Raw genomic sequence first — 12212 nt, 5'->3', positions numbered from 1 at the left:
TCCCGCGACATAACGCCGGGTGGGTTGAACGCGGTATGCTGGACTAAAGTAGCCCTTTCTGGCTGAGAGTAACGCGGGTGGCGGCATTAAGATCGTAGTTTTTGAGATCTTCGGCTTTGACCCAGGCGTATTCGTCAAACTCCTCGTTGATCGTCACGTCGCGATTGGCGCTGACACAGTCGAAGATCAGGTAGATCATATAGATCGTTTCCTGCCGACCATCGGGGTAAGTTTTTACGCGGGTATCGTCGCGGAAGCTCCACGGCGCGATATGGGTAAGGATGAGTTTTTCGCCAAGCTCTTCGCGAATTTCCCGCCGCAGCGCCTCTTCAATACGCTCCCCTGGCTCCACGCCGCCGCCGGATAAGGCCCATTGCCCGGGAAAAACCCCGCGGTCGGCGGCCATTTTGCAGAGCAGATAATGGCCTTCATTCTGGATAAGCGGGCAAACAATCGTCCTTTGGCGCATGGTTTTTCTCCTTCACAGGGGTGGGGCGGTATGCCGATGAAATAGTTTGCGAGCCGCCTCGGTAAACCGCAAGCGAAATGCGGCCCTGGCCCTGTTGGGTGTTAAGTTAGGTGAAAATAATCGCATGGAGTTTCGCCATGGAAAGGGCGCCCCATTCCCCGCATGACGCCGTATTTAAACACCTGTTGTCGCACCGGGCGACGGCAAAGGACTTCCTTGACATTCATCTCCCCGCACCGCTGCGCGCGTTATGCAACCTGAATACGCTGCAACTGGAGTCAGGGAGCTTTATTGACGATGAGCTACGGGCGAGTCATTCCGATATCCTCTATTCGCTACACACCCAGGTGGGTGAGGGCTATATCTATCTGCTGATTGAGCATCAAAGTTCAGCGGACCGCCACATGGCGTTTCGCCTGATGCGCTATGCCATCGCCGCGATGCAGCGCCATCTGGATAAGGGGCATACGCAGCTGCCGCTGGTTATCCCTCTGCTGTTTTATCATGGCAGCGTTTCGCCCTGGCCTTACCCGATGTGCTGGCTGGCAGGCTTTGCCGATCCGGACGTTGCGCGACAGATTTATAGCAAGGATTTTCACGTAATCGACATCACGACCACTCCGGACAATGAAATCATGCGCCACCGGCGAGTCGCGATGCTGGAGCTACTGCAAAAGCATATTCGCCAGCGTGACATGATGGACCTGCACGAGCAACTGGTCAGCTTGTTAGCACTGGGATACACTAGCCGCAGGCAGCTAAAGACGCTGCTGCACTATCTGTTACAGGCAGGAAATGCCGCCGATCCGGTCGCTTTTTTGCGCCATCTTGCGCAAAGCGTACCCCGGCGGCCGCATAAGGAGACGCTCATGAATATTGCCCAGTTTCTGGAAGATCGCGGCCATCAGCAAGGGTTAAAGCAAGGCCTCGAACAAGGCCTACAGCAGGGTATCGAGCAGGGTATCGAGCAAGGTGAGCAGCAGACCGCGGAGCGTATCGCCCGGGCGATGATCGCTAACGGGCTTGACCTGCCCCTGGTAGCGAAACTGACCGGTCTGGCACCTGAGCGCCTGGCTCTGCTGCAGCATTAATTATTTCCTTTTCAACCGCGCCGCGCCGATCGTGCGGCGTCAGTTCCCTGTTTTCGTCAATGCATCAGCGTTAATCATAATAAACATGAATATTCATGGCGCTGAATGGGCTGTTCGTCATTCTGGCAACGCCCGATGCCGTAAAAAAACGCACCTGGTTACACTCTTGTGAAAAATCATTTCGCCAGGTCATTGATTCCTGACGGGTGCGCAGTAGAATTTTCAGGTTTTTTCGGGACTTCTTTGATTTTAATTTTCTGGATAGAGTAAATAATGAAAAAAAGCATTTTTATGGCGCTGGCTGGCGTCATGCTGGTTTCTTCCGCGGCCCATGCGATTAGCGTTACCGGTGAAGCAGGCGAGCATTACACCAATCTTGGCGTCGGGTTTGGCACGGAGTCTACCGGCCTTGCCATCTCCGGTAACTGGCTGCACAGCGATAACGACGGCGACGCCGCGGGTTTAGGCCTGGGACTCAATATTCCGCTGGGGCCGTTCCTCGCGACCGTAGGCGGCAAAGGCGTTTACACCAATCCGAAACAGGGCGATGAAGGCTATGCGGCAGCGGTCGGCGGCGGCCTGCAGTGGAAAATCGGCGACAGCTTCCGCCTGTACGGCGACTACTACTACTCTCCGGATTCCCTCTCCAGCGGCATTGACAGCTATCAGGAAGCTAACGTCGGCGCCAGCTGGACCATCATGCGTCCGCTCAGCATCCAGGCAGGCTATCGCTATCTGAACCTGGCGGGCAAAGATGGCAACCGCGATAACACCATCGCCGACGGCCCGTACATCGGCGCCAGCGCCAGCTTCTAATCTCCTCCGGCGCGGTATCCTCTTGCCGCGCCAGATTTTCCTCCTCGTCAGCATCCCGCTTTGCGTTATAGTATTTGCCATCTGGCAGGCAAGGAGTGAGCAATGTTGAATGTGGAAATGCTGTCCACTGGCGATGAAGTGTTGCATGGTCAAATCGTTGATACCAATGCAGCATGGCTGGCGGATTTCTTTTTTAATCAGGGGTTACCGTTAACGCGCCGCAATACCGTCGGTGACGATCTCGATGCGCTGGTGGCGATTCTGCGCGAACGCAGCGAACAAGCCGATGTGCTGATCGTCAACGGCGGCCTCGGGCCGACCAGCGACGACCTGAGCGCGCTGGCCGCGGCTACCGCGAAAGGCGAAGGGCTTATTTTGCATCCGGAGTGGCTGGAGACGATAACCCGCTTCTTTGCCGAACGCGGGCGGCCGATGGCGGAAAGTAACCGCAAGCAGGCGGAAATCCCCGCCAGCGCCGAGATGATCAATAACCCGGTCGGCACGGCCTGTGGCTTTGCTATCCAGCTCAACCGCTGCCTGATGTTTTTCACCCCCGGTGTACCTTCTGAATTTAAGGTGATGGTCGAGCAGGAGATTTTACCGCGTCTGCGTCAGCGCTTTACGCTGCCAGATCCACCGGTATGCCTGCGTTTGACCACCTTTGGCCGCTCGGAGAGCGAGCTGGCGCAAAGCCTCAATCCGTTGACGCTGCCCCCGGGCGTGGTGATGGGCTACCGCTCGTCGATGCCGATTATTGAACTCAAGCTAACCGGACCGGCTGACCAGCGCGACGCTATGCTGGCCCTGTGGCCGGAAGTCCGCAAGGTGGCTGGCGACAGCCTGATTTTCGAAGGAACAGAAGGATTACCGGCGCAGATTGCGCGCTGCCTGCAGGAGCGACAGCTAAGTCTGACGCTCAGCGAGCAGTTTACCGGCGGCCTGCTGGCGCTACAGCTATCCCGCGCCGGTGCGCCGCTGCTGGCCAGCGAAGTGGTCCCGGCGCAGGAGGAGACGCTGGCGCAGGCGGCTCGCTGGGCGGCCGAGCGGCGCATAAACCATTTTGCCGGTCTGGCCCTGGCGGTGAGCGGCCAGGAGAACAATCACCTCAATGTGGCCCTTGCCACCCCTGACGGCACCTTCGCGCTGCGCGTGAAGTTTAGCGTCACCCGCCACAGCCTGGCGGTACGCCAGGAAGTCTGCGCCATGATGGCATTAAATATGCTGCGTCGCTGGCTGAATGGTCAACCGCTGGCCAGCGAACACGGCTGGATTAACGTGGTGGATTCCCTCTCGCTGTAAGTCATTCCCCCGGCGCCCTGGTTTTACCGGGGCGTCGGTCGTCCAGCCTGTTGTACTCTCCTGAAAAAATTCTGTGCGTTAAGTCGCAATAATCTACAGCGGATGGTCCAGCATACGGGAAAACGATTGCCCCGCGATATCGCTCACACTTTACCGCCCGCACAATCGCAACACTGATTCCAGTATTCAGGATTGGAGTCCAGTATGTTGGAATCAACGAAAGTCCCGGCGCTGACCCGCGCGATTGAGATCCTCAATTTAATCAGCCGCATTGGCCCCTGCAGCGCAGCCACCATCATTGCCGAACTGGGGATCCCGAAAAGCACGGTTTATCTGCTGCTGGGCGAGCTGAAAAAACAGCGCTTCATCAGTATGGATAATCAGGATAACTACTGCCTGTGGACCAAGCTGGTGGAGCTGGCCGGGCAGGCGCTGAGCAAAATGGACCTGCGCGAGCTGGCGCGTCCGCGCCTCACCCGGCTGATGGACGAGTGCGGCCTGCTTTGCCATCTGGGCATCATCGATCAGGGTAACGCCTACTACATTCTGAAAATTGAATCCCCCGCCACCATTAGCGTGCGTTCGCACGAAGGTAAGAGCCTGTCGCTTTACCGCTCCGGGATCGGCAAATGTTTGCTGGCCTGGCAGCCCGCCAGCGTTCAGGCGTCGATTATCGAAGACCTGCAATGGGAGCGGGCCACGCCAACGACCATCACCGATGCTCAACAGCTGCGGGAGGAGCTGGGGCGCATTCGCGCCCGAGGCTGGAGCTTTGATAATGGCGAGGACTATCCCGATGTGCGCTGCGTGGCCGCGCCGGTGTTTAACGCCAATAACGACCTGACCGCCGCCATCTCGGTGGTGGGCACCCGTCTGCAAATCAATGAAGACAATCGCGATTATCTGGCCGGTAAGGCGATTGCCTGCGCGAAAGATATTTCCCGTCTGCTGGGGTGGAAAAGCCCCTTTGAACAACACGCCTCATCATAAGGAGAACACCATGACCCTACCGAAAATTAAACATGTCCGCGCCTGGTTTATTGGCGGCGCGACGGCAGAGCAGGGCGCCGGCGGCGGCGATTACCACGACCAGGGGGCTAACCACTGGATTGACGATCATATCGCCACCCCGATGAGCAAATATAAAGAGTATGAGCAGTCCCGCCAGTCTTTTGGCATCAACGTGCTGGGCACGCTGATTGTGGAAGTGGAAGCCGACAACGGACAGACCGGCTTTGCGGTGTCGACGGCCGGGGAGATGGGCTGCTTTATCGTGGAAAAACATCTCAACCGCTTTATCGAAGGCAAATGCGTCAGCGATATCAAGCTGATCCATGACCAGATGCTTAACGCCACCCTTTACTACGCGGGATCCGGCGGCCTGGTGATGAACACCATCTCCTGTGTCGACCTGGCGCTGTGGGATCTGTTCGGTAAAGTGGTCGGCTTGCCGGTCTACAAACTGCTGGGCGGGGCGGTGCGCGACGAAATTCAGTTCTATGCTACCGGCGCGCGTCCGGACCTGGCGCAGGAGATGGGCTTTATCGGCGGTAAAATGCCCAGCCACTGGGGGCCGCACGATGGTGACGCCGGGATCCGCAAAGACGTCGCCATGGTGGCTGACATGCGTGAAAAGTGCGGCCCGGATTTCTGGTTAATGCTGGACTGCTGGATGAGCCAGGACGTTAACTATGCCACCAAACTTGCCCATGCCTGTGCCCCTTATAACCTCAAGTGGATCGAAGAGTGCCTGCCGCCGCAGCAGTATGAAGGCTATCGCGAGCTGAAGCGCCAGGCGCCGGCCGGGATGATGGTGACCAGCGGCGAGCACCACGGCACACTGCAGTCCTTCCGCACCCTGTCGGAAACCGGCATCGATATTATGCAGCCCGACGTCGGCTGGTGCGGCGGCTTAACCACCCTGGTGGAGATCGCGGCCATCGCCAAAGCGCGCGGGCAGCTGGTGGTGCCTCACGGCTCGTCGGTGTACTCACATCATGCGGTGATCACCTTCACCAACACGCCGTTCAGCGAGTTTCTGATGACCAGCCCGGACTGCGCCACGCTGCGTCCGCAGTTCGACCCGATCCTGCTCGGCGAGCCGGTGCCGGAGAGAGGGCGCATTCATAAATCGGTCCTGGATAAACCCGGTTTTGGCGTCGAGCTCAATCGCGACTGCAACCTGAAGCGTCCTTATCAACACTGATTGCATCGGGCCGCCGGGCGGCCCGCGCCTGAGGATATTATGATGAGTAACACTCTGCTGGAGAGCGTGGTGAAGAAAAACCGCGCCCGCTTAATCCCCTTTATGCTGGCGCTGTACGTGCTGGCGTTTCTTGACCGTTCCAATATTGGTTTTGCCAAGGAGACGTACCAGCTCGATACCGGACTCAGTAACGAAGCCTACGCGCTGGGGGCAGGGATTTTCTTTGTGGTTTATGCCTTTCTCGGGGTGCCTGCCAATTTGCTGATGCGCAAATTTGGCGCCAGGAGATGGATCGGCTGCACCACGCTGCTGTGGGGCGTGCTGTCGGCGGCGATGGCCTGGGCGGACACTGAAGCGAAGTTTCTTCTGGTGCGTACCCTGCTTGGCGCGGCGGAGGCGGGCTTCTTTCCCGGGATGATCTACCTCACTTCGCAGTGGTTTCCCCAGCAAAACCGCGCCAGCATTATGGGGCTGTTTTATATGGGGGCACCGCTGGCCCTGACGCTGGGATCGCCTTTATCCGGTGCGCTGCTGGAGATGCATGGGTTGATGGGCCATCCTGGCTGGTTCTGGATGTTTGTGATTGAAGGCCTGCTCGCCGTCGCCGCGGGAGCGTTCACGTTCTTCTGGCTGGACGACTCGCCGCAGCGTGCCCGCTTCCTGAGCATGGAGGAGAAACAGGCGCTGATCGGCGAGCTGGCGCGTGAGGAGGAGAAAAAGATCACCTCGCGCCTGTCCGATGCATTACGTAACGGGCGGGTCTGGCAGCTGGCGCTGATTTATCTGACCATTCAGGTGGCGGTCTATGGCCTGATTTTCTTCCTGCCCACCCAGGTTGCTGCGCTGCTGGGCACTAAAGTTGGCTTCGTTGCCTCGGTGGTGACGGCTATCCCGTGGGTGGCAGCGCTGTTTGGCACCTGGCTTATCCCTCGCTACTCCGATCGCACCGGCGAGCGGCGCAATATTGCCGCGCTGACGCTGTTGGCGGCGGCGGTCGGGATTGCGGTTTCCGGACTGGTGGCGCCGGTGCTGGCTATCATCGCGCTGTGCGTGGCGGCGGTTGGGGTGATTGCCGTGCAGCCGGTCTTCTGGACGATGCCGACGCAACTGCTGTCCGGCACGGCGCTGGCCGCCGGGATTGGCTTCGTTAACCTCTTTGGCGCTATCGGCGGCTTTCTGGCGCCGATCGTGCTCGTGCAGGCCGAAACCCTGTTCGCCAGCAGCGCCGCCGGACTGTTAACTCTGGCCGGCGTCGCTATCGTCGGAGTGATCATCATCTTCTCATTAAGCCTCACCCGCGCGGTCCCCCAGCGCGGCAGCGTACAGCATTAATTTAAGGAATCGCGATGAACGCACTGTTATCTAACCCCTTTAAACGGGGACTATTGCGCGGCGAGACGCAAATCGGCCTGTGGCTGAGCTCGACCTCCTCCTACATGGCCGAGATCGCCGCGACCTCGGGATACGACTGGTTGCTGATCGACGGCGAGCATGCGCCGAACACGATTCAGGACCTTTATCATCAGCTCCAGGCTATCGCCCCCTACGCCAGCCAGCCGGTCATTCGTCCGGTCGAGGGCAACCGCAGCCTGATAAAACAGGTGCTGGATATTGGCGCCAGAACGTTGCTGGTGCCGATGGTCGATACCGCCGAGCAGGCGCGGGAAGTGGTCTCGGCGACCCGTTATCCGCCCATCGGTAGCCGCGGTGTTGGCGCCGGCGTGGCGAGAGCGGCGCGCTGGGGAAGGGTGGAGAATTATATGGCGGAGGCGAATGACGAACTCTGTCTGCTGATTCAGGTTGAGAGCCGAACCGCGCTGGAGAATCTGGACGCGATTCTCGAGGTTGACGGCATTGACGGGGTGTTTATCGGTCCGGCGGATCTCTCCGCCTCGCTGGGTCACCCGGACGATGCCAGCCATCCTGACGTGCAGCGGGTGATCGAGCAGAGCATCCGGCGCATTCGCGCGGCGGGGAAAGCGGCCGGATTTCTGGCGGTCGACCCGGCGATGGCGGAAAAATGCCTTGCCTGGGGGGCCAACTTCGTCGCCGTCGGGGTGGATACCATGCTGTATACCCAGGCGTTGGACCGCCGGCTGGCGATGTTTAAAGCTGTCAGCGCCCAGCCGCAGGAGAAAGCGAGCTATTAGCTATTGATGGCGGAGGCTGGCGCTGGGCTCAGGCGAGCGCCTGCGCCAGTACCGTCAGCGGATGCTCGCAGCGTTTGCTGGTGGACATCTCAATCTGCCATTTGCAGGTCTCGCAGTCGGTCACGACGATGTCGGCCCCGCTCTCCTCAATCTGTTTGAACAGTGGGGCGCCGATAGCCTGGGATACCGCATAATTCTCAGTTTTAAACCCGTAGGTGCCCGCGATGCCGCAGCACTGTGAATCCAGCACCTCCAGCTGCAGGCCGGGGATCAGCCGCAGCAGCTCAAGGGTATACAGCGACCAGCCCATTTTCTCCATATGACACGGGGTGTGATAGACCACCTTCAGCGGCAGCCGGCGCAGCGGTAGCGTCTTGCCGGCATCCAGCTGTTTCCAGATCCAGCGGGTGGCCAGCTCCACCCGATCGCGGAGATCGCTGTTGTCGACATCGAGGAGATGGGGGTATTCATCACGTAGCGTAAAGGTGCAGGTCGAGGAGGTGGCAATGATCGGCAGCGTGTTTTCCCGCATCGCGGCGACGTTGCTCTGCGCCTGTTTACGCGCCTTGTCAAAAAAGCCGTTGGCGATCAGCGGCACGCCGCAGCATTTTTCCTTCGATAACAACTGCACGCCGGTACCCAGCGCGTTGACGACGCGGATCAGATCCTTACCCAGCTGCGGGTGGTTATAGTTGACGTAGCAGCCATGAAAGAAGGCCACCTGCTCGCGGTACTGCGCCTGTCTGGCCGCGAGCTGGCGGTAAGCGCGGCGGAAGGTGCCGAAGCCATATTTCGGTAGTGTGCGCCGGTGGTCGATGTTGAGCGTCGCGTCGAGCAGGCGGCGCACCGGTTTTAAACCGGTCGTGGCGTTGACCAGGGGGGCAAAGGGAGTGGAAAGGGTGCCCATCAGGTCGGTATGGCTGAGGATGGCGTCGCGCAGGGTTGGCTTTTGCTGGCCGTACTGTGCCCGGGCGCGCTGAATGATATCGCCAATTTTCACATCCGACGGGCAGGCAACCTCGCAGCGCTTGCAGTTAATGCAGTACTTCAGCGCCTCGTCGTACAGCGCACCATCCTTCAGACGCAGGCGTTCGCCGTCCGGCCCTGCCTGTTTCGGGCCGGGATAGCGTGGATTGACCCGACTTACCGGGCAGGTGGTGGTACAGACCGTGCACTTAATGCAGCTTTCAAAACGGGTATCGTTCATGGCCGGCCTCCGGCAAGGGCGTGGATCTGTCTGGCGGCGTGCAGCGCGGTGACGGCGCAGACGCCACCGCCACAGCCGAGCTGAATGGCATCGAACCCGCCGAGCAATGAGCCAATGGCAAACAGATTATGGAACGGCTGCCCGCCCAGCAGGGGGCGCAGCAGGGCATCGGTTTTCACGCCGAAGTGCTGCCACGGTTGTGAGGCGAAGAAATCGCGCTGGTACCAGCTTTCCCGTGGCAGGGTCTGCTGCAGATCGAGGCCGAGGATCGGCTCGCGCACGCTATCGCGAGTGGCGACAAGACCGTTGCTGAAAAAGCTGCCGCTGGCCAGCACGGTGAAACGCGGACGCAGCGCGACATCGCCGTGATTTCGCGTCCAGACGGCCTCGACGGCGCCCTGTCGATGGCTGATTTTCACCACTTCATCGCCAGCAAGCCAGGTGCCGCCGCTGCGAATGAACTGGCGTTGCAGCTGAGAATGCAAACGCATTCCGGGAACCGAAGGCGGCAGCGTCGGTAGCAGACGCAGCGGGCAGGGCAGGCGCGTCTGCAGCCAGCGGTACAGGCGATCGTCGGCGAGGCCAAAACAGGCGGGCATGATCAGCAGGTCATGCTGCTGCGCCAGCGGCAGCAGCGCTGCATGCAGGGCCGGCCATAGATTCTCATCATCCAGCACGCGGGCGATATTGGCGGCGCGAAACTCGGTGGGGTTGTCACGCAACACATCCAGCAGCGGTAGTTCGATTTCCGCCGCCACGGCGGTGATGCCGGTTTGCCCGAGTGCAGCGGCGGCGAGATGCGGCTGAAAATCGGCAAAGCCGCTGATCCCCACCAGGCAGACGCCTTGCTGCGGCAGTGGCGCCTGCGGAACCTCTTGTGGTGACAACCATGCCGGGCGCAACGTCCCCAGCGGCGTCACCCGTCGGTGAGGCTGGCGCGCGTCGCCCTGCATCACCGCGCCGCAGGCGGCCAACAGGGCTTCGGTCTGTGTCGCGTATTCGAGTACCGCCTCGGCGCCGAGCCGGGAATAAGGGTGTTCAGGAAGCTGTTCAGCGAGTTGCTGAAGCCCCTGCGCGACGTCAGTAACGTTATCGCCGTTGGGCAGCACCGAGAGCAGGTCTAACGACGCGGAGGAAAAATGCAGCGCGCTCTGCCCGCGGCTGATGATGACGCTGCGCAGGCCGTACTGATTCAGCGCCAGCCCGCATAACAGGCCGGCGAGCCCGCCGCCGACAATTGCGCAATCAAACTTCATCCTGGTGCTCCTGTGGCAGTCCGCACAGGCCGAGATAGACCCAGCGGGTAAATTCGCTTTCGCGCAGTGCATCGCCCCAGGCGATGGGCTGAACGCCCTTCCAGCGTTCATTGAGAAACGCCGAGAGCTGGGTTAACGACTGCGCGGGCGTGGTGACGTTAAAGCGCTGCAGCAGTCCGGCAGCGCGGCAGGCACAGAGTTCCCCCTGGCAGGTGCCCATGCCAATCCGGGTGCGGCGGCGCAGGTCGAGCAGGGTGTTGACCGCCAGGTTTTCCACCGCGTATTTCACTTCGCCAGCGGTAACGGCTTCGCATTCGCAGACCAGGCTACGGTGCTGGCGGCTGTCGCCAAGCCAGGCCGGAGTGCGATCGCCGTGACGGTAGACGGCGGAGCCGCGCAGCGGGGTGGGGAGGGAGATAATTTTTTGCAGGGTACTTTCCGTTGGCTCCTGTGAACCGGGCAGCGGGGTCTCGGCCGTGGAACAAGGGGTGGTGTTTCCCAGCTTACGACAGACGGCGTCGCTGGCCCACTCGGCCATCAGGCGATAGGTCATCAGCTTGCCGCCGGTGATGGTAATGAAGCCTTCCATACCGTCACGCTGGGCATGGTCCAGCAGGACGATGCCGCGGCTGACGCTGCGCCCGCTGGGATCGTTATCGCTGGCCACCAGCGGGCGGACGCCGGAGTAGGCGCGGAGGATCCGGGTGCGGCCCATGACCGGCGCCAGCTTTTCGCCTTCGCGCAGCAGGGTATCGACTTCCGCCGTCGTTACCCGGTTGTCGTCAATGTCGTCATAAGGAATATGCATTGAGGTGGTACCGATCAGCGAGATGGTATCCCCGGGCACCAGAATATCGGCGTCGGCCGGCTTACGGCAGCGGTTGATCACCAGGTTGTTAATCCGGTGGTCGAGGATCAACAGCGATCCCTTCGCCGGGAACATGGTGATGCGCAGGTCGGCATATTCCGCAATGCGCTGTCCCCAGATCCCGGCGGCATTGACCACCACCCCGGCGTGTAGGGTACGCGCCTGGTGAAGTTGACGGTCATATACCTGGACGCCGCAGACGCGATCGCCCTGGCGCAGCAGGCCGGTCACTTCGCAGCCGGTGAGGATCTGCGCGCCGTGTTCGCGGGCGTCGAGCATATTGGCCGCCGTGAGGCGAAACGGGTCGATGGTGCCGTCCGGAACCTGCACCGCGCCCAGCAGCGTCGGGTTGACGGCGGGCTCCCGGCGCAGCGCTTCCTGCGGGGAGAGCGGGGTAGCTTCAATGCCGGCCTGCTGGCAGGCGCTGATAAAAGTCTGCTGATACGCCAGGTCATCTTCAGGCAGGGTAATAAACAGACCGCCGGACGGTTCGATGCAGTGGCGGGCGATGCGGCGCAGGATACGGTTCTCGCTGATGCATTCGCGGGCAGATTCGTTGTCGGTCACCGCATAGCGAGCGCCGCTGTGCAGCAGCCCATGATTACGGCCAGTGGCCCCGGTGGCGATATCATGGCGCTCAATTAATAGCGTCCGTAATCCGCGTCGGGCGCAGTCGCGGGCAATGCCGGCGCCGGTTGCCCCGCCGCCGATGATAATGACCTCGCTATCAAGGCGTCCCGTCATCTTCAGCTCCTCTGCTTTCGTTTAACGCCATTTAGCCACAATCGGTAAGGTTATTGTTTGATTTCGAGCATATTCGCGCGTTATTTGAGCGTGTTATGTGATTTTG

11 protein-coding genes are annotated in these 12212 nt (G+C 60.3%); 7 read left to right on the top strand and 4 right to left on the bottom strand.

Going from position 1 to position 12212, the window contains the following annotated elements:
• Nucleotides 1-43: 43 nt before the first annotated feature.
• On the bottom strand, nt 44-469 hold the full coding sequence (gene nudI, locus CWM54_RS17675; protein ID WP_074387952.1) for a nucleoside triphosphatase NudI: 426 nt from the start codon (nt 467-469) through the stop codon (nt 44-46).
• A gap of 137 nt (nt 470-606) precedes the next feature.
• On the opposite strand from nudI, the gene CWM54_RS17670 reads away from it, so the two are divergent.
• From CWM54_RS17670 to yfaU, 7 genes are all read left to right on the top strand, one after another.
• On the top strand, nt 607-1560 hold the full coding sequence (locus CWM54_RS17670) for an Rpn family recombination-promoting nuclease/putative transposase (protein WP_061153805.1): 954 nt from the start codon (nt 607-609) through the stop codon (nt 1558-1560).
• 273 nt (nt 1561-1833) lie between these two features.
• Complete coding sequence (locus CWM54_RS17665) at nt 1834-2376, top strand: YfaZ family outer membrane protein (RefSeq protein WP_061153806.1); 543 nt, start codon at nt 1834-1836, stop codon at nt 2374-2376.
• A 102-nt stretch (nt 2377-2478) separates the two neighbouring features.
• Nucleotides 2479-3675: a nicotinamide mononucleotide deamidase-related protein YfaY gene (locus CWM54_RS17660; RefSeq protein ID WP_061153807.1), complete on the top strand. Its 1197-nt coding sequence runs from the start codon at nt 2479-2481 to the stop codon at nt 3673-3675.
• Between the two features lie 204 nt (nt 3676-3879).
• Entirely contained in the window at nt 3880-4665 is a 786-nt protein-coding gene (locus CWM54_RS17655; RefSeq protein ID WP_100681042.1) for an IclR family transcriptional regulator, read from the top strand.
• Between the two features lie 10 nt (nt 4666-4675).
• Entirely contained in the window at nt 4676-5881 is a 1206-nt protein-coding gene (gene rhmD / locus CWM54_RS17650; protein WP_100681041.1) for an L-rhamnonate dehydratase, read from the top strand.
• Nucleotides 5882-5923: 42 nt separating this feature from the next.
• Nucleotides 5924-7213, top strand: a complete 1290-nt coding sequence (locus CWM54_RS17645) for an MFS transporter (RefSeq protein WP_100697997.1) — start codon at nt 5924-5926, stop codon at nt 7211-7213.
• A gap of 14 nt (nt 7214-7227) precedes the next feature.
• Entirely contained in the window at nt 7228-8031 is an 804-nt protein-coding gene (yfaU, locus tag CWM54_RS17640) for a 2-keto-3-deoxy-L-rhamnonate aldolase (RefSeq protein WP_100681039.1), read from the top strand.
• 28 nt (nt 8032-8059) lie between these two features.
• Here yfaU and glpC read toward each other — a convergent pair whose 3' ends face one another.
• Genes glpC through glpA form a run of 3 tightly spaced genes read right to left on the bottom strand, consistent with a single transcriptional unit; the run spans nt 8060 to nt 12106 of the window.
• Complete coding sequence (glpC, locus tag CWM54_RS17635) at nt 8060-9238, bottom strand: anaerobic glycerol-3-phosphate dehydrogenase subunit GlpC (RefSeq protein WP_100697995.1); 1179 nt, start codon at nt 9236-9238, stop codon at nt 8060-8062.
• The gene (glpB, locus tag CWM54_RS17630) at nt 9235-10494 is read right to left on the bottom strand and encodes a glycerol-3-phosphate dehydrogenase subunit GlpB (RefSeq protein WP_100697993.1); all 1260 of its coding nucleotides are present in this window, start codon (nt 10492-10494) and stop codon (nt 9235-9237) included. The genes glpC and glpB overlap by 4 nt, the downstream gene beginning before the upstream one ends.
• Nucleotides 10484-12106, bottom strand: coding sequence for an anaerobic glycerol-3-phosphate dehydrogenase subunit A (glpA, locus tag CWM54_RS17625; RefSeq protein WP_061153814.1), 1623 nt, complete (start codon nt 12104-12106; stop codon nt 10484-10486). Before glpA ends, glpB begins: the two co-directional genes overlap by 11 nt.
• Nucleotides 12107-12212: the final 106 nt, after the last annotated feature.

Origin of the sequence: Klebsiella sp. D-Nf1, assembly GCF_002810515.1 — a bacterium.
Classification (GTDB): domain Bacteria; phylum Pseudomonadota; class Gammaproteobacteria; order Enterobacterales; family Enterobacteriaceae; genus Klebsiella; species Klebsiella variicola.
This window is presented reverse-complemented; position numbering and strand designations above follow the sequence as displayed.